Source organism: Williamsia sp., from assembly GCF_036566845.1.
Lineage (GTDB): Bacteria > Actinomycetota > Actinomycetes > Mycobacteriales > Mycobacteriaceae > Williamsia.
The window spans coordinates 1-20,458 of the sequence record NZ_DATCVM010000052.1; the positions used below are offsets into that span (position 1 = coordinate 1).

A 20,458-nucleotide genomic window follows, 5' to 3' on the forward strand; every position below is an offset into this window, starting at 1 on the left:
CCGGACACCCGCCTGCGCGCGAGTAGGCAACAGGATTAGCGTCATCGCTGATGAGTGATCTGGATCCGCGTCACAGCCTGCCGCCGCTGTCAGCCGTCCTCGAATCGATGGCGGCCTCCCTCGGCGCCGCCGACCTCGACAACCACCTGAAGATGGTGCCGGCACAGTCGGCGACATTGCTGTTGATCGACGGCCTCGGCGCAGAATTGGTCGCCGCGCATCCCGACGACGCGCCGAACCTCAATGCCGCCGCCCTCGACAACTCCACAACCGTGGCCGCCGGATTTCCCGCCACCACCGCGGTCAGCCTCACCAGCCTGGCCACCGGACGCCCGTCGGGCACCCACGGCATCCTGGGATACACCTTCCGGGCCGGTGCCGGTGGGCGCATCCCGGAGGCGCCGATCCTCAACTCGCTGCGCTGGTGTGTACACGGCGATCACGATCACAGCCTCATCCGGACCGTGATCCCTGAGGACTTCCAAACCACCACAACGATTTTCGAGAAGTGCCGCGCTCAAGGATTCACCACGAGGCAAATCGTGCCGGGTCTGCACATCGACTCCGGATTGTCGCGGGCAGCACTGCGGGGTGCGGGCAGGATGATCGCCGCCGAACAACTCGACGATCTCCGAACCGCAATCCTCGCCGAGATGACCACGCCTGCATCAACCCTCGGATACGCCTACTACGGTGGGCTCGACCTGGCCGGGCACCTCGCCGGTCCCGGCTCACCGCCGTGGCGCGAGCAACTCCGTCTCATCGATGCGATGGTCGGCGAACTGGCCGAACAACTCCCCGCCGGTCGTGCGCTGGTCATCACCGGTGATCACGGCATGGTCGACACGTCGCAGGGCCGCTTCGACATCGACCTGCACAACGAACTGGTCGCCGGCACCACCGCGATCGCCGGCGAAGCTCGGGTTCGGCATGTCTACGCCGAAGACGGCGCCGCCGACGATGTCCAGGTGGCCTGGCAGACGATGCTCGCCGGCCGGGCAACGGTTCTCCACCGAGACGACGCCATCGACGCCGGGTGGTTCGGGCAGGCCGTCCGCGGAAACATCCGTGTCCGGATCGGTGATGTGGTGGCCGCGGCCCGCGGTGACACCGCGATGATCCGATCCGAGGTCGAACCGCTGGAGTCGACGCTCGTCGGCAATCACGGTTCCTGGGACAGCGCAGAACAACTCGTCCCCGCGATCGTGATCCGCGGCACTGCCCGGTGAAAACGGCGACCGCGCTGGTCGTTGCCGGGCACGCGATCCCTGCGGTCGCGGTGACCGTGTTGACCGCGGCGGTGGGCGTCACCGTCGAACTGGATCCGCGGTCGATCGCAGTGCTGATGGTTGCCGTGTTCAGTGGTCAGCTCGTCGTCGGCTGGACCAACGACCTCATCGACCGGGAGCGGGACCGACAGGTCGGACGTACGGACAAGCCTTTGGCCACGGGCGACCTGAGTCCGAAGACCGCAGTGGAGGCAGTCGCGCTGGCCGGCATCGTCTGTGTGGCGGCGTCGTTCGCATGCGGCCTGCCGGCCGCCCTGGTGCACCTTCTGCTCGGTGTCGGGTCTGCGCTGGCCTACAACACCGGGCTCAAGTCGACCGTCCTGTCGTGGCTCCCCTATTTTGTCGCATTCGGTTCGCTTCCGGTTGTCGTCACGCTGACCGCAGATCCCAGCCATCTGCCGCCGGCGTGGATGATTGCGGTCAGCGGGCTGCTCGGTACGGGCGCTCACCTGCTCAACGTCATGCCTGACCTCGCCGATGACGCCGCGACCGGTGTTCGAGGGCTCCCTCACCTCCTCGGTGCCCGTCGCCTTCCATACGTGGCGGGTGTCCTACTCGTCGGCGCCTCCGCGATCGCGGTGCTGGCGAACTCGCAATTGCTGTGGATGTGGGCGGGCCTGGTGGTCGTGATTGTCATCGCACTGGTGACGATGCGCGGAACCGGCCGGGTCCCGTTCTACGGTGCCATCGCGATCGCCGGGATCGATGTCACCATGCTGGTCCTGTCCTGATCACCACTGCCCGGCGACTCTTCCGTTGAAGCCCGCGACTCGACCTGAAATCGGCGACCCATCTGGCATCTCTGCTCGTGTGATGGCAGCTGAGCCGGTGTCGTAGGACGCATGGTTTCGCTTCGAACCGCTGCGTAGTCGGGCAGACTCGGCGCATGGAAACCATCGAATACGCCCCGGACCGTGCGGCCGATGTATTCGGCGATCCCGGCGACCAGACCCTGCTGCTCTGGCACGGGATGCAAACGGACGCGCGCTCGGCTGTGGCGCCGCTGGCCGCGCGCGTCGCTGATCACGGATTCCACGTCATCGCGCCCGATTGGGACTCGCATGCGACCGACCACGGCCGGGCAGATCTGCTCGCCTCCGCGCGCTTCGCCGCCGACCGGCCCGGTGGAGCCGATGCGCTCGTACTTGTTGGCTGGTCGCTCGGGGGTCTGGCCGCCGCCGGACTGACAATCCATGCCGAACACATGGGGTTTAGCATCCTCAGGACGATCTGCCTGGCCGGCGCTTTCCAGGCGACGGATCCGATCAGCGGAAGACACCTGCCGAAGACGCTGCCGGACGTCGGGCGCAGAACACCTTTCACCCTGATGCACGGTGTCCGCGACGATGCGGTTCCCCTTCATGCCAGCCAGGATTTCGCGGCCACCCTCGAAACCAACGGCTGGCCGGTGGAACTCGTCGAACTCGACGCCGATCACGGCTCCATAGCCGGGGCGGCGTACGACGCCGCCCACGACCGTTATGTCGCCACCGACAATCCCCGATCGCTGGCCGTCACCGCACAGGTCGCGGTCTGGATCGCCGGCTGACCGACCACGCGCCGAAGCGTCAGTGCAGCGTCGGCCGATAGACGAGTTCTTGAATACGCCCATCGAACGTCTGGCTCTCGATCAGGTCCAGATCGAAGTCGTCGGCGCCCCCGAAGATCGGCGCGGTGCCCGATCTTCCGGTGAGGACAGGAAAGTACGTCACCTGGATACGGTCTACGAGACCGGCGGCCATCAGTGCACGGTTCAGGGAGAGGCTGCCGTGTGAGCGCAACGGGACGTCGGACTCCTCCTTCAGCCGGGTGACGGTGTCGACAGCATCACCGCTCGCGACGGTTGCATCCGGCCAGTCGAGTGGTTCTCGCAGCGTCGACGACACCACTGTCGTCGGCAGGCTTCTCATCCGCGCGACCCACGCGTCGCGCACGTCGGAGTCCTCGTCACTCGCCGCCAGCATCTGCTCGAACTCCCGATATGTGTTGGCCCCAAACACCATTCGCTGCTCGCCTTTGAACAGGGACAGCCGGTGATCCAGGAACTGCGGCCCCTGTTTACCCCAGTAGCCACCCCAGTCGGCGCCGTCGGAGGCCTCGTCGTAGGAGCCGTAGCCGTCGATGCTGGAAAAGATGTCGAACGTGTAGGTCGCGGTCATGTCACGCACTCCTTGATCGTCATCAAAGCGATGTTTGGTGGTTACTGAATGGACCGCGGATCACCGCGAAACTCATCGCCACCCGGACCTGCATGCGGATTCAGACAATTCGGCCCACAACCCCTCACCAGATGACGGCGAGCCCTGCCGCCAACAGCGACAGCGCGCCGACCGCGTAGAACATCGGCCTCGGGACGGGCTCTCCCGTACGCCGCTGACGCGCATTTCCCATACCGAGGACCCCGCCGAGGATCACCAGGATCACGAGTTTGCACCCGATCTTCGGATAGTTCAGATCGATCCCCGCCGGCCAGGGCGCGGCGAGCGCCAGGCCGGTGAGCAGGGACAGCAGCAGACCGTAGTCCATCACCCGGGTGGTGCGGAATCGACGGGAGGCCGCTTCGGCCACCCAAGCGCCGAAGGTGGTCGCGAAACCGACGATGTGCAGAAGTATTACGACGTTGCGTAGTAGTTCCATGGGAGCAGCTTAACCACGGATTCTGTGCGGGAACAACGGCGTGTTCAGATCCCGAAACGGCGGTCGAGCAGACGTAGGCGCCCCTGGACCAGGGCCTCGTCCCGGTGACCTGGGACCAGCGTTTGGCCCCACCTGCGCCAGGCCGCCAGGTCTTCGCGTCCGTGGACCGATGCGGTCCACGCCCGCAGGAACTCCGGGTCGCCGGAGGTCAGGACAGCCGATCGGACGTCCTCTTTGAGTTCTTCGAAGATGTCGGCGATCCCGGGTGCCAGCGACACACTGAGCAATCCACCGCGACCGAACTTCTCGATGGCCCGGGCGATCTCACCGGTGCGCAACATGCGGCGCACCTGACCGATGTCGGAGTCGACGGGCGTGGTCAGCCGATACGGCCGGGACGCGACAACATCCGCACCGAGGTCGCGGCGCAACCGGGAGATCTCCGCGCGGACCGTCACCGGATCGATCCCGTCTTCGGCGAGCATCGTCGCGACCTGCTCGGTGCCCAGTCCGCCGGGATACTCGCCGAGGAGCACCAGGATCTCCGCATGACGCCGCGACAACCGCATCGACGGACCGCCGGTGGGCCGCCAGAAGTACCGGTCACCATCGAGCACGGTCAGGCTCGGACCGGAGGGCTCCACCTCCCGGGGCACCTCACCGGTCAGTGAACGGATCCGGAGTTCACCCTCCACCGCGGCGACCACCGACTTGACCATCGACAACGCGAACGGCGTTGCCACCCGCTCGCCGCCGGTCACATCGATGACACCGATCACCGCACCCGTCACCGGGTCGTGGACCGGAGCCGCCACGCAGTTCCAGTCCTGTACCCGCAACGCAAAATGTTCCGCCCCGAAGATCTGCACCCCGTGGTCGACCTCAAGAGCCAGACCCGGGGCGTTGGTGCCGGCGACCTGCTCCGCCCACAACGCCCCTTCGACAAAGTTGATGCCGCTGGCCTGGTCTCTCGCTTTGTGGTCACCCTCTACCCACAACAACCGACCCACGTCGTCGGTGAGTGCAACCACCACACCGGAGTCGGAGACCTCGTCGAGCATGAGCGAACGGACCAGCGGGTACGCGGCGGCCATCGGATGGCCGTTGCGGTACTCGAGGAAGTCGTTCCACGACATGCTGCTGTCGTCCGTCATCCCCGAAGGGTTGACGCCACCTTTGGCAGAACGCATCCACGAATCCCGAACCACCGACCTCACCGAGGTGGGGCCGGTGGCCGGGGACAACGTCCCGGTTTGCACAAAGAGTTCGTGGGCCCGGCGAACCTGCTTCAGCCTTGCGGCCGGATCCTCGCCTGGTTCCAATGCGGTCCAGAAGTCGCGCGCAGGTGCCTGCAACTCACCCACCACGTCACCTCCGTTCGCTCCCGAAGAGCCCCGACCCCCTCATTGTGCACCACGTCACAGCGGTGCAGGTGTGGCCTGGCGATTTGGCACCAACGGCGCCTCTGTCCGGGTCCGGCGCGGCCACCAGGCACGGGTGCCGAGGAGCACCAGGATAGACGGCAGCAACACCAGCCGGACGATGGTCGCGTCGAGGAGGATCGCCACGGCCAGTCCGACACCCATCTGCTTCATCTCGACCATGCTCTGAGCGGCGAACAGGGCGAATACCGACACCATCACCAGTGCCGCGCTGGTCACCACACTCGCGGTCTGTGTGACCCCGGCTCGTACCGCGACCTTCGGGGGCAACCCGTTGTTGATTCCCTCGCGGATCCGGCCGAGCACAAACACGTGGTAGTCCATCGACAGCCCGACGAGGACCGCCAGCAGGAACATCGGTATCCACTCGACCACGGTTCCGTTGGAGGTGAAATCGAGCAGCCCCTCGGCCCAGGTGTGCTGGAACACCAACGCCAGCACACCGAATGCCGCACCCACCGACAACAGGTTCAGGAGGGTTGATACCACCGCGATCACCGGACTCCGGAAGGTCGCCACCAACATCAGCATGGTCAGGGTCAGGATCACCGCGACCACGATCGGCAGTCCGTCCGACAGCGCCTTGGTGCTGTCGTATTGCTCGGCGATCTGGCCGCCGACCGCGAACTGCGCCCCGTCGATGTTGTCCACGCGGTCGGGTACCACGGTCGACCGCAGGTCCAGCATGGCGTTGTCGGCCTGGGTGTCACCCTGCTCGAACGTGCTAGCGAGCCGCAGTTCGGTGGTTGTCCCCGACGCCGAGGTCAGCGGCTCCTGCGTGACGGTCCAGGCGCCGCTCTCGATCGCCGACTCCCCCACGTCTGTCAATGCCGCGGTCACCGCGGCCGGATCACCGCCGGTCACCACCACGTTGGCCGACGAACCCTCCGACGGGAAGGCGGTGTCGAGTTGCTGTGCCACTGCGACTGCGGGAATGTCCTGCGGCAGGGTGTCCAGACCCCCGCTGCGCAAGGTCATCGTCAAGGCGGGGATGGCCAGCGCAAGCATCACGGCCAGGCCGGCCACCAAAGCGACAACCGGCCGCGTGACCACCGGTCCGATGATGCGTGAGCTGATCCCACCTTCACCGATCCGCGCGTTGAGGCGCCAGAGCAGCGGCACCCTCGGGCGGTCGACCCAGCGGCCGAACTTCACCAGCAGAGCGGGCAGGACGGTCAGGGAGCCGATCACCGCAACCGCGACCACGATGATCGCGGCGGTGGCAAGTGAATTGAAGGTCGCGTTGCCGAGAACAAACAGGCCGGCCAATGAGGCGATCACAGCCACGCCGGAGACCAGAATCGAGTGCCCCGAGGTGGACGCGGCGATCTCCACGGCGTCGAGTGTGCCGTGGCCCTTTCGGCGTTCCTCTCGTTCTCGTTTCAGATAGAACAACGAATAGTCCACGCCCACAGCCATGCCGATCAACAGCACCATCGACGAGGCGGTACCCTCCGACGGCACGAGATACGAGATCGGGGCGTAGATACCGATGGTGGCCACCACCGACGTGACTGCCAGCAACACCGGTATGCCGGCCGCGATCAGCGCGCCGAACGCAAAGAGCATGATGCCCAGAGTGATCGGGATGCTGATGATCTCGGCGGAGGCCAGGTCTTCGGCGACCTGCTCGTTGATCGCATCGTCGAGTGTGACGTCGCCGGTCTGCCCGAACTCGAGGTTCTGATGCGCAGCGCTGACCGACGACACCGCTGCATCAACGTCGGCGATGGTCGGTTCCTCGTCGCCCGGTGGCGCGCGCAGGGCGATCGACACCAGCTGGGTCGCACCGTCCGGTGACTGCAGCGGTCCGGTCACCTCCTGCACCTCCGTGGAGCCGGCCAGGTACTCGCGCAACTCTGCTGCTGCGACCACCGCGTCGTTCTGATCACCGGTGATCAGCACGAACTCCGTGTCGGGTGCGGCCAGACCGGCGTCGTGGATCATCTGGTCGGCGGTCCCGGACTGACCGACGCGATAATCTGCGTCGTCGGTTTCCTGGGTGGGGATCAGTGCACTGAACGCCACTGCGACCACCACCAGTGCCAGCCAGAGTCCGATTGCGCGCCAAGGATTATGGGCACTCCACCGGGCGACGGCCTGTGGCCCTCGCGTCATCTGTCTCATGGGAGCTCCTGATGCTGTGAGGCGTGGGGCCTCGAACGGATCGCCCGGCGGACACCGGGGCAATCACCACTCTTCTTCAGCACGTGCACCGGGTCGGGAGCGATAAACCCCCGATGTGCGGCGAAATTGTCCACCATGGAGGTAGATCCAGCACCACTGTCTTTCGCCTCGGCGCAAGGCACCATGAGTGTTCTTGCACCATGCAAGACCCAGGTTCGGCACTGTGCCGCGGCCGGAGAGGAAACCGTGAACGCCGACAATGAACCGACCCTGGTGGTCCGGTGGTTGCGGGCGGCGATGTACGCCCTGGTCACCGCCCTGCTGGCGCCGGTTGCGTTGGTGCTGTTCATCGTGCAGGTGGTGGCCATCCCGCTGGTGCTGATATCGGTCGGAGCGCTGGTGCTGTACGTGGAGGTCCCGATCGTCGCCGCTCTCTGCGACCTGCACCGCAGGATGGCGGCGGGTGTCCTCGACCGCCGGTGGTACCCCGGCGACTACAAACCCCGCCACGATCGCGGCAACATCTTTCATCTGCTCTCGGTGTGGAGTTCGGATTCGCTGCGCTGGCGGGATCTCGGATGGCTCGCATTGGCCTCGACGATCGGGTTCGTCATCTCCCTGGTCGGCGTGATCTTCGCCGCCACCCTGGTCCTGCTGCCGTTCGTCGAACCCCTCATGAGAGCCCGTGCCGCGATGGATCTGGGCGTTCTGAACAGAGGCCGCGCCGAGGTCTTGGAGGCACGGGTTCACGAGGTGACCGAATCCCGCGCCGCGACAGTTGATTCGGCCGCCGCCGAGCTGCGCCGCGTCGAACGGGATCTGCACGACGGCGCCCAGGCCCGGCTGGCAGCGCTCGGTATGACCATCGGGTTGGCCGAGAGCCAGGTCGACAACGATCCCGACGCGGCCAAACAACTCATGGCCGAGGCCAGGGCTTCCGCGACCGCCGCACTGGGCGATCTGCGGTCGGTGGTGCGGGGTATCCACCCACCGGTTCTCGCCGATCGTGGCGTGGGACCCGCCGTCGAGGCCCTCGCGCTCGACATGCCGCTGGCGATGACCTTGAATCTCGCTGTTGATGAACGCCTTCCGGCGGCGATGGAGAACGCGGTGTACTTCGCGGTGGCCGAAGCCCTGGCCAACATCGGCAAACACTCCCGCGCCCACAACGCCTGGATCTCCATGGGTATCTTCGACGGTGTGCTCAGAGTCGAGGTGGGTGACGACGGGATCGGCGGGGCCGTGGCGGCCGGATCCGGTTTGCACGGTGTCACCCAGCGGCTCAAGGCCCTCGACGGCTCGCTGTACGTGCACAGCCCGATCGGTGGCCCCACCATCGTGTCCATGGAGGTGCCATGCGCGTCGTGATCGGCGAAGACCACGCCCTGCTCCGCGACGGCTTGTCACGCATACTCGCCGCACACCAGATGGACGTCGTCGCTGCAGTGGACAACGCCACCGAACTCGACGCGGCACTCGCCGACGAATCCGTCGATCTCGCCGTCCTCGATGTCCGGATGCCACCGACTTTCACCGACGAGGGCCTACGGGCAGCCATCAAGATCCGCGGCCAGCGCCCCGGCTTCCCGGTGCTCGTACTGTCGCAGTACGTGGAGCAGCTCTACGCACGGGAGTTGCTGGAAAGCGGGGAAGGCGCGGTCGGATATCTGCTGAAGGACCGGGTCGCCAACGTCGCCGGGTTCATCGACGCGGTCCGGCAGGTCAACGGCGGCGGCACCGTCCTCGACCCCGAAGTGGTGTCCCAACTGCTGACCGGCCAGCGTTCCGACGGTCCCCTCGATCGGCTGTCGGCCCGCGAGCGCGAGGTTCTGTCGCTGATGGCCGAAGGTCGATCAAACGCGGCGATCGCCGAGGCCATGTTCGTGACCGAGAAGGCCGTGAGCAAACACTCGAACAGCATCTTCACCAAACTCGACCTACCGGTGTCGGCCGATGACAACCGGCGCGTACTGGCGGTTCTCGCCTATCTCGGGGTCTGAGATCTGGGGGCAATCGAACGCCGGAGACCGCAAAGGACTTTTGACTCGGGGCACTAACCCCGCGCGAGGTTGTAGAGGAATGTGCTCAGCGCCAGCAGGGCACCGGAGATCGCCGCGGGCCAGAACCAGTCGTTCCAGAGCCCCGACCGAAACGCCACGACCACCCAGCCCATGATCAGCAGGGCCGTCGTGAGGGTGGTGACCAGGCGGACCACCAGGATCACGGTGATCGCCAGCGACCACAGGAACTCTCGGAGGCCGGGCCTCATCGCCACACTCCCGAAAATTTACTCACCCGAACAGAACTGGGCCGACTTTGGCACAATGAGCCGGATGAAGACCATCTTGAACGTCATCTGGCTTGTGCTCTGCGGATTCTGGATGGCGTTGGGATACATCGCCGCCGGCATCATCTGTTGCATTCTGATCATCACCATCCCCTTCGGTATCGCGTCCTTCCGTATCGCCGTATATGCGCTGTGGCCGTTCGGACGGACCGTGGTCCGTAAGCCGACCGCCGGGGTCGCATCGGCCATCGGCAATGTCATCTGGCTCATCTTCGCGGGTATCTGGCTCGCCATCGGGCACGTTGTCACCGGTATCGCCATGTGCCTCACCATCATTGGCATCCCGCTGGGTATCGCGAGCTTCAAGATGATCCCGATCTCACTGCTCCCCCTCGGAGCGGAGATCGTCGACACCGACCGCGGCGCACTGGTGCCGCCCTCCACGGCCTACTGACGAACAGAGCCGCCGCGGGCAGTCAGGCCGGAGTCAGAGCGACCACCGGGATCACCCGGGTGGTCTTCTTCTCGTAGTCGGAGAAGCCCGGCATGACCGACGCCTGCTGCGCCCAGATCCGATCGCGATCGGCGCCGGTGACCTCGGAGGCGGTCACCGCGATTGTCTCCGTACCGATCTCGACGGACGTATCGGGTGTGGCTTTCAGATTGCGGAACCACTGCGGATCTTCCGGTGCGCCCGCGAAGCTGGCGAAGACGTAGGTGACCCCGTCGTTTCCGGCCTGGTAAACCAACGGAGCGATGTACTTCTTGCCGCTCTTCACACCCTGGTGATGAAGCAGCAGAATCGGCGCGCCCTCGAAGTTGCCACCGACCTTTCCGTCGTTGGCCCGGAACTCGGCGATGATGTCATCATTGAAACCCATGGTGGAGAGTCTAATGTCGCGAGTCTGAAGTTTCTTGCTCGTAAAGGACTTTTTGGACTCCCGGCACCAGGCTGATCAACCCACATCGTCGAGATCAAGACCGATCGGCGTCTGCGACGGGATCTCACCGCTTGCCACAACCACTTTGGTGAGTTCCATCAAGGACGTCGTCAGGTCTTCCACCGCGCTGTCGCTCAGTCGCGCGTACGCGGGCGCGGCGAGGCGGTCGGTGGTGTTCTCGATCTCCGCCTTGAGTGCGCGTCCCGCCGGCGTGATGGCGCCGGAGAGTTCGACCAGACCGCGATCCGCCAGTCGCGCCGTCAGCGACTCCCATTCCGCTTCGGAATACTGGCGGCTGGTTTCCAGGACCGACCGCGGCGTCGCGTTCGCGATGGCATGCAGGACACCGGCTTCCCGACCGCTGATCCCGGCCGTGGTCAGTGCCGCCACATGGCCGTCGCCCCGGTGTTCGCGCAACAGCGTCGCCGCATGCCAGAGGGCTCCCACCCGATCAGTGGGCCAGGGCAATGCCGAGTTGGCGGCGAACAGGGCCCGGCCGCCGAGATCGGCATTCTGGGCGACCGGGAACAGCACCGCGACCACCCGATCGATGGCGTCGGCGGCATCGTCGCCGAGCATGCGGGACAGCGTGGCCACGGCGGCCTCCTGACGCACCTGCAGAGCGGTCTCAGGAGGCGCGAAATCCCACGCATCCGGGATCGCCTTGGCCACGTGGGCGGGTGCGAAGTTGTAGAACAGTGCTGTGACGATCTCGGGCCCGACAGGTCCCAGGGGTGCGGCCCGGGCGGCGAAGTAGCCCATCCAGAACCCGCGGTAGCCGGCGGCCGACAGCGCCTCACGGGTTTCGTCGGAGAAGTAGGTGACGGCGTGCAGTGGTTCGAGGAGCCGCCACAGTCGCCGGGCGGTGGGCAGGTCGATGGCCATGACCCGAGCATGCCACCGGGGCGTGACGCACACCAGGATTCGGCGAGTTCATGACCGTCATGATCAGAACCACGCACCGACGGCGCGGCCTACCATTTGACGATGACCAACAAAAAAGATGAATCGGACCGCAACAACGTCGATGAGCCCAAAGGCGGGCGCCCCGGCCCGGTCGATGAAGGTGGGACCGGCGGCATGGCCACCCGCGAGGTGGCGCCCGAACTCGTTCACAAAGACGACGACAACGACGACTGAGATTTGTTGTCGCCCGGCCTACTCGTCGATGTCGCGATACTGCCACGGGACTACGAACCAGAAGAACACAAATGCCAGGACCGACACCCCGCCCGCGATCCAGCCCGCGGTCCGGCCGATCACCAACTCGAACACCATCACCACGACCCCGGTCAGTGCCACACCCAGGAAGACCAACCCACCGAGCGCGAAGTGTTGCGACGCCCGGATGAGCTCGTCCAATTTATGCCGCCGGAACAGGATCCGGTGCATCGAAGCCGGCGCCAACAGCAAGACCGTCGCGGACACCGAGGCGACAACCGTCACGAGATAGACGGTGTGGAACACCTTGTCCTGAGCGTAGAAGAGGTCCTGGAACGGAACCGTGAGCAGGAACCCGGTGAGCAACTGGACGCCGGTCTGCACCACGCGCAACTCTTGCAACAGACTCGACCAGTTCCGGTCGAGCCGCTGCGTCGGGGTCTCGTTGCGTTCCTTGCGATCCCATTCATCGTCACCGAGATCACCGGTCATCAAATAATCCTTGTCGCACCTGGACCCGCAGGCAAGCCCGTAAGAAGTTGCGTCCCGACAAACAACCGGTTTCTGCTGGTCGATAGTCTGGGGGAACATTTGCGCGGCGAAGGAGTAACTGATGACGGCCGAGGCATCCAGTCCGATCACCGAGCCGCGTTGGTTTGCCGCCGCGCTGGCCAACCGGCCCGAGCATCGCGATGTCCAGATCAGCGGTGCCCGGGTGCACCTGCGCTGCTGGGGCGACGACACCGGGTCCGGCGTTGTACTCGTCCACGGCGGCTCGGCACATTCCGGGTGGTGGGACCACATCGCCCCGCTCCTCGCGTCGTCCCATCGAGTGGTCGCGGTTGATCTCTCCGGCCACGGAGACAGCGAGATCCGCGAGCAATACCCGATGGAGACCTGGACGCACGAAGTCCTCGAAGTGGCCAAGGCCGGCGGGATCTCCGGCAAGCCGTACGTGGTCGGGCACAGCATGGGTGGATGGGTCACCGCAGTCCTGGGCGCAACGCACCCAGATGCCGCCGCGGGTCTGGTGATCATCGACTCGCCGCTGTTCGACGAGCCACCGGAGGAGATCATCATCCGGCAGCTCGCCCGCGTACCGAAGGCCCATCCGAACAAGGAAGAAATCTGCGTCCGGTTCCGGACCGAACCGCGGCAGGACACCCTACTGCCCTACGTGGCCCGGCACGTCGCCGAGGAGTCGGTGCGCGAGACCGAGGCCGGGTGGGTATGGAAGTTCGATCCGGAGATGTTCCGCAAACGGCACGAAGCGGGTCGCCTGGTGAATCTCCGTGAGCTGCTTGGCAACATCGTGACCCCGTCGCTGTACATCCGGTGCGAGCTCGGCATGGTCAGCCCCGAAATGGCCCGGGAAATCGCCGGACTGTTCGCAAAACCGGCCACCGTGGTCGACCTCCCGGACGCCGGACATCATCCGATGTTCGACCAGCCGCTACCGCTGGTGGCAATCCTGCGAACGATCTTGGCTCAGTGGGACGCGGGACATTGAACATGTCAGCGGCCCCCGCCCGCGGATGACCGCGACCGGCCGGCCACCCCGGTATGGCATCCTGCTCTTCACCCTCAGCCTGGTCACCACGATCACGTCGATCGTCAGCAGTCTCGGCGCGCCCCTTGTTCCGAAGATCTCCACCGAATTCGACATCGAGATCACCCAGGCGCAGTGGACACTGACCGCAACGTTGCTGACGGCCGCCATCGCGACGCCCGTCTTGGGCCGCCTCGGTGGCGGGGCGTGGCGACGTCCGACGATTCTTGTCGGACTCCTGATCGTGGCCGTCGGATGTGTATTGTCCGCGCTGCCACTGGGTTTCGTGGCCCTGGTGATCGGCCGGACACTCCAGGGCGTCGGCATGGCGCTGGTGCCGCTTGCGATGGCAGTCGCTCGTGAGTCGTTTGCGGTCTCTCGGCTGGCTCCGGCTATCGCAATACTGTCGGTGGCCGGTGTGGCCGGCGCCGGCCTCGGTTACCCGATCACCGCGACTGTCGCATCCGTGTGGGGATTGCATACGGCGTATTGGCTCGGCGCAACGCTCAGTCTGATCACGCTGATCCTGGCTGTCCGCTACATACCCCCATCGCGTGCCTCCACCCGCATGTCCGTGGATTGGATTGGCGCGCTGCTGTTGTCGAGCGGCACCGGTACTTTTCTACTCGCCGTCAGCCACGGCGAACCCTGGGGGTGGCTGTCGCCTCGCACGCTCGGCCTGGCCGCCGCCGGGATCATCGCGTTCGCGCTGTGGATCGTGTGGTCGCTGCGCTGTGATCAGCCGCTAGTCGACCTACGACTCGCGGTCCGGCCAGGCGTCGCGGCGCCGAACCTGGTGGCCGCGGGCGGTGGCATCGCGATGTACACGCTGCTGTCACTTGTCATCGTGCTCGTCCAGAACCCGGACTGGGGGCTGGATCAGTCACTCGCCGTCGCCGGGTTGATGCTGACTCCTTACTCGCTGACGAGCGTGATCGGCAGTCGCATGGCTCTGGTCGCGGTCAAGAGATTCGGCCCGGATCTGGTGCTGCCGTTCGGCTGCACGATCTTCATGTGCTCCACCTTGGGGCTGGCCGTGGCTCACGACCACGTCGCCTGGGCGGTGGTCTGGATGGCCGTGGGCGGCCTGGGAGGCGGGTTCAGCTTCTCTTCGCTTGCTGTGCTGATCATTCCGCACATCCCGAGTGAGGAGACCGGCAGCGCAATGGCTTTCAACCTGGTGCTGCGGTATCTGGGATTCACCGTCGGCAGCGCGGTCAGTGTTGCCCTGATGGCTGTCTACGGTGGCGGCAACAGGGGGTTCGTGCTGACACTCATCACGGCGTCCGTGGTGTTCGTCGCGGTGGGAATCGGCGCCTGGTTGCTCAGCAAACGGGTGCCACAGGTCGACTAACCGCCGGAGTGTTTCGAAACCTCAGATCGGGGTAAACGTGCACCTGTTCGGTTGAGGTTGCAGCCCGACATGTTCAGTCGGGCCAGAAGGACGGATACGGATGACTCTGAGTTGCAGCCTGTGCGGACGCACCATGGCGATGCCCCACATCACCGACCACACTCTCGCGGTACAGACCGGAAGCACCAGCGGATGGGAATTCCAGCTGGACGTCGCCACGTGCCCGGCATGCGCGACCGCGCTGGGTGCCATCAAAACAGATGCGACCGCCATGACGGTCTGAGCCAGAACGCGGCCGGTCACCGCTCGAGTTGTCCGGCCACCCGCTGCTCGAGTTGTCGCGTGGTGGCCACCGGCAACACGATCAACCCTTCGAGTTCTTTACGGGCCTTCGCGTAAGCACTACGCCGCTCCTCCGGGCTCGCTCCCGCGTCCTGCGCCAACTGGAGCAGGTGTTGGGCGCGCTTCAGACGCTGCTGCTCGTCCTCGCTGAAGCCCGACCGGCGACGACGCTTGGCCTCCGTCTCGGCAACATCGAATGCGGTGGCGTACGCGTGCACCGCGTCGCGGTATTCGCGTCGTCGATCAGCGTCGTCGACGAGGTCGTCGATGGTGTCCGGTCGTAGCAGGTCGGCCTTGCGTTTCGCGCGATGGAACTCGATGGTGAGTGGTTCGCGCAGGTCGATCATCATCGGGAAGTCGAGCAAGGTGGCCGCATCGAGTTCGTAGTCGAACCAGCGTCCATCGATCTGATCGTGCTGGTCAAGGCTCTTCCTGATATCGCGTCGCACCGCCTCGGCGTCCAACTTCCGTTGACCCGATGCCTCGATCTCGGCCAGCTTCGTCTGCTGTTTGAGCCGGTACCGCTCCTGCCTGCGCTCTGCGCGACGCTCGTTGGCCGCACCGATCGCCTTGAGACCACCACCGATGGCCCCGCCGAACACGAACACCAGCCACCAGTAACTACCCACGAACTCGAAGAACGCATCCACACCTACAGCATGCCGGATCTCCCGGTCTGCGACCCGGGGTCCCGGCGCAGACTCGGCCGGGCCCGTACTCGTCCACCCGCGATCAAGTCCACCAATGTGCGAGGCGTCAGCAACCCTCTCCGCAAACGCGCCAATAATACAAAGACGCGCCACATATTTGTGGCGCGTCTTCGTGCAAGTGGATCGTTTGTGGTCAGGGGACGAGAGAAACCAGGGGTTCGGGCGTCCAGACCGGCCATCGCACCCGGCCAACGGTTTCGCCGCCGAAGAACTCGGCAACCACGCGCGGGGCGACACCGCCGGCGGTGTCATACACCGTTGCCTCGTCGCTGCGCGCGATCGAGGTGGCGACAAAGGGCCACAGGCGGACGTACCGTTGCCGGATCTTCACCTCGGGGACGGCATGGCCACCGGCCCGTACGCGTTGGCGAACACGTTGCACCGCAAGTTCTTCCGGAACGATCATCACGTGAACCACAACGATGAATCCGGCTCGTTGGGCCTGGGTGATCAACTCCAGTTTCGATGGGTGCGAGAACACCGTCTCAGCAATGAATGATCTCCCCGCGTCGATCAGCCTGGTGCGCAGGCTTTCTGCGATCTTCGCCGCCTCGTAGGACGACGCCTCGGGCGCCTCGGGCCAGCGGTCTCGCGCAATGATGTCGGCGTTGACGAACACGCTCTGCGGGAGGTGCGCAGACAATGTCTCGGCCACAAAGGTGGATTTGCCGCTGCCGTTCGGGCCGACGATCAGATCAAGTCGCTTCATCCAGCGTCGAGGATGTGCTGCGAGCCATCCGGCCGGTATTCGACGAGTTCGCCTTTGTCATTCGTCGATACCGTGGTGACTCCGCGTTCGGCCAGCGTCTTGCGGTAGTCGGCCTCCGCGAGGTTCTCCGCAATCGCGGCTCGAATCTCGGCGTTGAACACCGCTCCCTCCGGCGCGGTGAGGTCTTCCAGTGGTACGTCCCCGGCGAGGGCGGCACGGACTTTGGCCAGCGGCGCCGTCTCGTGGGCGGTCATCGCCCGACCCACACGTGCCCAGTGCTCCAACTGCTGGCGGCCGGTGCGCTGCTGTCGCTCACCTTCCGCGATGGCGCTGTCGACGAGTTCGGCGTCGAAACGCGTCACCTTGTCTGCTGTTCTTGCCATACCTGACCCTCCAAGCTCGGATGTTGCAACTGGCTACAAGCGTAGCACTTGGAAACAGTGACAGATGTGCACTGGTCAGCTGACCCCTGTCCGAGCGGACCATCTTTGGTCAGTGCTGTGTGACTTGGGCCATACTTCCGACCCGACTGCTCCTAGCCTTCTGATGGCGCCACACACCGAGTGCGGCGGACAATCGCAAAGGACTTGTCACATGACCACCATCGAATCGGCTCCGGAAATGCTTGCCGTGCAGGGCGAACCACTCGCTGCCGCGCCCGATGAGGCGCCGGCCGTAGGTAACCCAGCGCTCATCGGCGTACCGACATTTCTTGTCGGATCGGTTGCACTCGCGCTTGTGCTGACCGGCTACGTACCCGCCGCCGCAACCGGAGCGTCCATTCCGATCATCCTGGCCGCCACGGGAATCGGACAACTCGTGGCCGCGACCTGGGCCGCCAACCTGGCACAGAATGCGGTAGCAGCGATCTTCGGGATCTTCTCAGGCTTCTGGTTCAGCTATGCAGCGCTGGTGTTGGGTCTGACAAACAATTGGTTCGGAATCACCCCGGAAGATGCCGTGGGGACGCAGAAACTCTTCCTGCTCTCCTGGCTCGCGATGATCGTGCTGCTGACCGTCGCCAGTCTTCGTCTGCCATTGGCGTTCACCCTGCTGTTCATCCTGATCGACCTGGCACTGCTCTTCGTGTTCCTGGGCACCGCGAACGCCAGCGAGACCCAAACCCACATCGGCGGCTACCTGGTGTTCTCGTTCGCCCTCGTGGGCGCGTACCTGTTTGTCGATGCGATGAACGCGGCGACCGGTGGCTCGAATCTGCCGCTCGGCCGACCGCTGGTTCGGTGACCTGACAGCGCCGCGCAGCAAGGGCTGTTGTGTACCGACGACTTTTTAGTGCGACGCAGGTCAACATGGACATGAAAACTCACACAGTCTCAGTTTCAGGCGCCACCCTGACGTATGACGTCCGCGATGGCTCGTCGACGGATACCGTCCCGCTGGTGCTCATCGGCTCGCCGATGGACGCGACCGGCTTCGCCACGTTGTCGTCGCATTTTCCCGACCGCACAGTTGTCACCTACGACCCCAGGAACACCGGTCGCAGCGTCCGGGACGAACCCACATCGGCGGTGACCCCGGAGCAACACGCAGACGATCTGCACGCTGTCCTCGGTGCTGTCGGCGCTGGGCCCGTTGACGTGTTCGGCTCCAGCGGCGGCGCCGTCAACGCGCTGGCACTTGTTGCGCGGTACCCACAGGACGTCCGATTGCTTGTGGCACACGAGCCGCCGGCGGGCGGAATCCTTCCGGACCGCGACCAACTGCGCGCCGTTTGCGCCGACATGGTCGCCACCTATGACGCGTCGGGGGAGGGTCCGGCCATGGCGAAGTTCATCGCACTGGTGATGAAGCGGGGCGAGATCGACGCCGACTACCTCGCGCAGCCGGCTCCCGACCCGGCGGCATTCGGGATGTCGCCCGACGATGACGGTTCCCGCACCGATCCGTTGATGTCGAACATGCGCGGCGGCGGTGCGGGTTACGTACCCGACGTCGATGCGCTTCTCTCGGCACCCACCGAGATCGTGATCGGCGTGGGCGAGGAATCCGGCGGCCCGGTCGACGGCGAAATGGCCGGCCGCGCAGCGCATGCCACCGCCGCACTCCTGGGCCGCGACGCCGTCGTCTTCCCGAGCGACCACGGCGGTTTCCTGGGCGGCGAATTCGGCCAGACGGGCAAACCCACCGAGTTCGCCGCCACACTCCGGAGTGTGCTGGCCGGAGCAGCGGTTTAGAAGGCCATACAGGACTCCTCACCGCCGCGCGTTCGATGACCTTCGCAGTTTCGAGGACTCCATCGGACTCGAGGAAGACTGATTGCGCTCTGTGACGGTCCGGTCTCGTAAGCTCTCAGCCTATGAGCACCGGGCCGCTAGACGTGCTGGTTGATGCGAATGTCCTCTTTTCACGGACAGTTCGGGACTGGGTCTTCCTCTGCTGACGGCGCCCGAGGACCAGTGCATCGATCTCGTGCCACTGACCGTGGTTGTCCATGAACTCGAAGTTGGTCCAGGCGCGATACGGCGACGACGACACCGGCACGATGTCACGAAGCATCGCGAGACCCTCGGCTTCATGGGCGAACGCGGACTTGGAGACCTCGATCCACCGATCGTCCTGTGCCACGTCACCGCCTGTTTGAACCCACCTGCTGCGTTCAGTGATGTTCGCAACACCGCGATTTACCCGGACTGTCGGAGCGACTCAGCGCCGGTCGGATAACTGCAGAGACATCTCCGTTTCGGTACTCGTCGCAATTACCGACCGTCAACCTACGAAACGAAGTGCTCAGCTGGACGAAGGATCGCTTTCTGTTTCGTCGGCCGGGATGGAGCAAGCACGCGCTATCAGCTGAATCCGATTTGACAGGTTCTATTAGGGAGCCAAACGAGGTTGCCGCCGGCTATGACGGTCACACCGTGCCCGTTTGGTCGGTTCAGGCGAGCTCGGCAGTGGTGGACGACACCTGCAGCGAGTGACTGGAGGTGTATCGATGCCGCTGAACGTACGCCGAACCACGGCCAGTGGCGATGTTGGGAATGGGGTTCGCCAACGTCAAATGTCTGGCATCGCCCGGCGAGCTCAGCAAAAATATCTGGTAGCGGCCAGCTGTCCAACTCCGTTGGCGACTCTCAGCGATCGCGTTCCCGACCTTCCGGTCGTACTTATGCGCATCGCCCTGCAGGTTCTGTAGTCGGGCACTCTCCGCGTCAGTCCACTCAACGTTCGCTCGGTGATGCAAAATTGCAGCGACCTCAGGCTTGACCTCTTTGTCAGCGTAGAAGGCCAGGTACTTGGCGGGACGGAAGACTCGATCCGGCGGGCAGACGTAGACTGATACCGCCTGGTAGAGGGGCCACGCGATCCCAGCAGAGACCACGAGAGTGTCCACCGGAACAACAGGACGAGCCGCGTAGATTGATGTGACCCGTTGCTTCTGTTCGAGCCATGCACGCGCGTCGGGGTCTATCCATTCTGCTATCGAAAGCATCGTCTCGAGCTGAAGCGGAATGTCTTGAGACAGAAGAGAATCGTGGTGCGCGAGTCGGTTCCTGAACTTGCGCGTTCGCTCCAAGGCTATGGTGACATTCTTTCGCTTGCCCTGAGGCGTCCCCGGCAGCGCTCGCGTCAGTGCGCCGCGCCAAAGATCTTCATGCTGAGCTTTGAATAATTCGGTCCAGAACCCGAACGAAAGACCAGCGATAATCTGCCCCCGCGAATCACGGTTCGGGCTGACCCCGCGGAGCCTGCCACGAGTGGTCTCGACGGCCTCGACAATCTTTTGGTGGGAAGTGCCGTTGACCGAAGGCAGCATAAACCAAGGGATTCGGCGCCGATTGTCATCTGCCAGCGTGAAGGGACCACCGTGAGCTGATTTTTGCCACGAGGATGGGACCACCTGGATTGCCAGTTATGGGACCACCGGCGCGTCGCGTCGGTGGTCCCTTCA

25 protein-coding genes are annotated in these 20,458 nt (G+C 64.8%); 12 read left to right on the top strand and 13 right to left on the bottom strand.

From position 1 onward, the window contains the following. The first annotated feature begins 50 nt into the window (after positions 1 to 50). The 3 genes from VIQ49_RS04260 (at position 51) to VIQ49_RS04270 (ending at position 2,838) form a co-directional block, all read left to right on the top strand. The gene (locus VIQ49_RS04260; protein ID WP_331881167.1) at positions 51 to 1,229 is read left to right on the top strand and encodes a nucleotide pyrophosphatase/phosphodiesterase family protein; all 1,179 of its coding nucleotides are present in this window, start codon (positions 51 to 53) and stop codon (positions 1,227 to 1,229) included. After that, positions 1,226 to 2,020 (top strand): UbiA family prenyltransferase, encoded by a 795-nt coding sequence (locus tag VIQ49_RS04265; RefSeq protein WP_331881170.1) that lies wholly within the window; start codon positions 1,226 to 1,228, stop codon positions 2,018 to 2,020. The genes VIQ49_RS04260 and VIQ49_RS04265 overlap by 4 nt, the downstream gene beginning before the upstream one ends. 155 nt (positions 2,021 to 2,175) lie before the next feature. Beyond that, complete coding sequence (locus tag VIQ49_RS04270; RefSeq protein ID WP_331881172.1) at positions 2,176 to 2,838, top strand: alpha/beta hydrolase family protein; 663 nt, start codon at positions 2,176 to 2,178, stop codon at positions 2,836 to 2,838. A gap of 19 nt (positions 2,839 to 2,857) precedes the next feature. Here the strand turns inward: VIQ49_RS04270 and VIQ49_RS04275 are convergent, their stop codons facing one another. The 4 genes from VIQ49_RS04275 to VIQ49_RS04290 all read right to left on the bottom strand — a co-directional run bounded on the left by VIQ49_RS04275 (position 2,858) and on the right by VIQ49_RS04290 (position 7,495). Further along, positions 2,858 to 3,448 (bottom strand): dihydrofolate reductase family protein, encoded by a 591-nt coding sequence (locus tag VIQ49_RS04275; RefSeq protein ID WP_331881174.1) that lies wholly within the window; start codon positions 3,446 to 3,448, stop codon positions 2,858 to 2,860. Positions 3,449 to 3,572: 124 nt separating this feature from the next. Next, the gene (locus tag VIQ49_RS04280; protein ID WP_331881177.1) at positions 3,573 to 3,926 is read right to left on the bottom strand and encodes a Fe-S protein; all 354 of its coding nucleotides are present in this window, start codon (positions 3,924 to 3,926) and stop codon (positions 3,573 to 3,575) included. A 44-nt stretch (positions 3,927 to 3,970) separates the two neighbouring features. Beyond that, positions 3,971 to 5,290: a transcriptional regulator gene (locus VIQ49_RS04285; RefSeq protein ID WP_331881180.1), complete on the bottom strand. Its 1,320-nt coding sequence runs from the start codon at positions 5,288 to 5,290 to the stop codon at positions 3,971 to 3,973. A 54-nt stretch (positions 5,291 to 5,344) separates the two neighbouring features. Beyond that, positions 5,345 to 7,495: an MMPL family transporter gene (locus VIQ49_RS04290; protein ID WP_331881182.1), complete on the bottom strand. Its 2,151-nt coding sequence runs from the start codon at positions 7,493 to 7,495 to the stop codon at positions 5,345 to 5,347. A gap of 246 nt (positions 7,496 to 7,741) precedes the next feature. Between VIQ49_RS04290 and VIQ49_RS04295 the strand changes: the two genes are divergently transcribed. Together VIQ49_RS04295 and VIQ49_RS04300 are read left to right on the top strand one after the other, a co-directional pair. Further along, positions 7,742 to 8,863 carry a sensor histidine kinase gene (locus tag VIQ49_RS04295; RefSeq protein WP_331881185.1) on the top strand — a complete coding sequence of 374 codons (1,122 nt, stop codon included), beginning with the start codon at positions 7,742 to 7,744 and terminating at the stop codon, positions 8,861 to 8,863. Next, positions 8,851 to 9,495: a response regulator transcription factor gene (locus VIQ49_RS04300; RefSeq protein ID WP_331881187.1), complete on the top strand. Its 645-nt coding sequence runs from the start codon at positions 8,851 to 8,853 to the stop codon at positions 9,493 to 9,495. The genes VIQ49_RS04295 and VIQ49_RS04300 overlap by 13 nt, the downstream gene beginning before the upstream one ends. Positions 9,496 to 9,548: 53 nt before the next feature. On the opposite strand, the gene VIQ49_RS04305 is transcribed toward VIQ49_RS04300, so the two are convergent. Continuing rightward, positions 9,549 to 9,764: a hypothetical protein gene (locus VIQ49_RS04305; protein ID WP_331881190.1), complete on the bottom strand. Its 216-nt coding sequence runs from the start codon at positions 9,762 to 9,764 to the stop codon at positions 9,549 to 9,551. Between the two features lie 64 nt (positions 9,765 to 9,828). Here VIQ49_RS04305 and VIQ49_RS04310 point away from each other — a divergent pair, with 64 nt between their 5' ends. Continuing rightward, complete coding sequence (locus VIQ49_RS04310; RefSeq protein WP_331881191.1) at positions 9,829 to 10,236, top strand: YccF domain-containing protein; 408 nt, start codon at positions 9,829 to 9,831, stop codon at positions 10,234 to 10,236. Positions 10,237 to 10,258: 22 nt separating this feature from the next. Here VIQ49_RS04310 and VIQ49_RS04315 read toward each other — a convergent pair whose 3' ends face one another. Both VIQ49_RS04315 and VIQ49_RS04320 read right to left on the bottom strand, forming a co-directional pair. Beyond that, the gene (locus VIQ49_RS04315; RefSeq protein WP_331881193.1) at positions 10,259 to 10,663 is read right to left on the bottom strand and encodes a nitroreductase family deazaflavin-dependent oxidoreductase; all 405 of its coding nucleotides are present in this window, start codon (positions 10,661 to 10,663) and stop codon (positions 10,259 to 10,261) included. Positions 10,664 to 10,738: 75 nt separating this feature from the next. Then, positions 10,739 to 11,608, bottom strand: a complete 870-nt coding sequence (locus VIQ49_RS04320; RefSeq protein ID WP_331881196.1) for an SCO6745 family protein — start codon at positions 11,606 to 11,608, stop codon at positions 10,739 to 10,741. 102 nt (positions 11,609 to 11,710) lie between these two features. Here VIQ49_RS04320 and VIQ49_RS04325 point away from each other — a divergent pair, with 102 nt between their 5' ends. Continuing rightward, a complete protein-coding gene (locus VIQ49_RS04325; RefSeq protein ID WP_331881199.1) occupies positions 11,711 to 11,863 on the top strand; it encodes a hypothetical protein in 153 nt (50 codons plus the stop codon). Between the two features lie 18 nt (positions 11,864 to 11,881). Here VIQ49_RS04325 and VIQ49_RS04330 read toward each other — a convergent pair whose 3' ends face one another. Then, positions 11,882 to 12,376, bottom strand: coding sequence for a DUF6328 family protein (locus VIQ49_RS04330; protein ID WP_331881202.1), 495 nt, complete (start codon positions 12,374 to 12,376; stop codon positions 11,882 to 11,884). Positions 12,377 to 12,497: 121 nt separating this feature from the next. On the opposite strand from VIQ49_RS04330, the gene VIQ49_RS04335 reads away from it, so the two are divergent. From VIQ49_RS04335 to VIQ49_RS04345, 3 genes are all read left to right on the top strand, one after another. Further along, complete coding sequence (locus VIQ49_RS04335; RefSeq protein WP_331881205.1) at positions 12,498 to 13,394, top strand: alpha/beta hydrolase; 897 nt, start codon at positions 12,498 to 12,500, stop codon at positions 13,392 to 13,394. Between the two features lie 25 nt (positions 13,395 to 13,419). Continuing rightward, on the top strand, positions 13,420 to 14,787 hold the full coding sequence (locus tag VIQ49_RS04340; protein ID WP_331881207.1) for an MFS transporter: 1,368 nt from the start codon (positions 13,420 to 13,422) through the stop codon (positions 14,785 to 14,787). A gap of 100 nt (positions 14,788 to 14,887) precedes the next feature. Continuing rightward, entirely contained in the window at positions 14,888 to 15,070 is a 183-nt protein-coding gene (locus VIQ49_RS04345) for a hypothetical protein (RefSeq protein WP_331881210.1), read from the top strand. Between the two features lie 16 nt (positions 15,071 to 15,086). Here VIQ49_RS04345 and VIQ49_RS04350 read toward each other — a convergent pair whose 3' ends face one another. The 3 genes from VIQ49_RS04350 to VIQ49_RS04360 all read right to left on the bottom strand — a co-directional run bounded on the left by VIQ49_RS04350 (position 15,087) and on the right by VIQ49_RS04360 (position 16,931). After that, a complete protein-coding gene (locus tag VIQ49_RS04350; protein ID WP_331881212.1) occupies positions 15,087 to 15,779 on the bottom strand; it encodes a hypothetical protein in 693 nt (230 codons plus the stop codon). Positions 15,780 to 15,972: 193 nt separating this feature from the next. After that, positions 15,973 to 16,548: an AAA family ATPase gene (locus VIQ49_RS04355; protein ID WP_331881214.1), complete on the bottom strand. Its 576-nt coding sequence runs from the start codon at positions 16,546 to 16,548 to the stop codon at positions 15,973 to 15,975. Then, positions 16,545 to 16,931 carry a TA system antitoxin ParD family protein gene (locus VIQ49_RS04360; RefSeq protein ID WP_331881217.1) on the bottom strand — a complete coding sequence of 129 codons (387 nt, stop codon included), beginning with the start codon at positions 16,929 to 16,931 and terminating at the stop codon, positions 16,545 to 16,547. The genes VIQ49_RS04355 and VIQ49_RS04360 overlap by 4 nt, the downstream gene beginning before the upstream one ends. Positions 16,932 to 17,142: 211 nt before the next feature. On the opposite strand from VIQ49_RS04360, the gene VIQ49_RS04365 reads away from it, so the two are divergent. Together VIQ49_RS04365 and VIQ49_RS04370 are read left to right on the top strand one after the other, a co-directional pair. Then, positions 17,143 to 17,793, top strand: a complete 651-nt coding sequence (locus VIQ49_RS04365) for a GPR1/FUN34/YaaH family transporter (protein ID WP_331881220.1) — start codon at positions 17,143 to 17,145, stop codon at positions 17,791 to 17,793. Between the two features lie 71 nt (positions 17,794 to 17,864). Beyond that, complete coding sequence (locus VIQ49_RS04370; RefSeq protein WP_331881223.1) at positions 17,865 to 18,743, top strand: alpha/beta hydrolase; 879 nt, start codon at positions 17,865 to 17,867, stop codon at positions 18,741 to 18,743. Positions 18,744 to 18,858: 115 nt separating this feature from the next. On the opposite strand, the gene VIQ49_RS04375 is transcribed toward VIQ49_RS04370, so the two are convergent. Both VIQ49_RS04375 and VIQ49_RS04380 read right to left on the bottom strand, forming a co-directional pair. Next, positions 18,859 to 19,134, bottom strand: coding sequence for a hypothetical protein (locus tag VIQ49_RS04375; RefSeq protein WP_331881225.1), 276 nt, complete (start codon positions 19,132 to 19,134; stop codon positions 18,859 to 18,861). A 310-nt stretch (positions 19,135 to 19,444) separates the two neighbouring features. After that, positions 19,445 to 20,323 carry a hypothetical protein gene (locus VIQ49_RS04380; RefSeq protein WP_331881228.1) on the bottom strand — a complete coding sequence of 293 codons (879 nt, stop codon included), beginning with the start codon at positions 20,321 to 20,323 and terminating at the stop codon, positions 19,445 to 19,447. Positions 20,324 to 20,458: the final 135 nt, after the last annotated feature.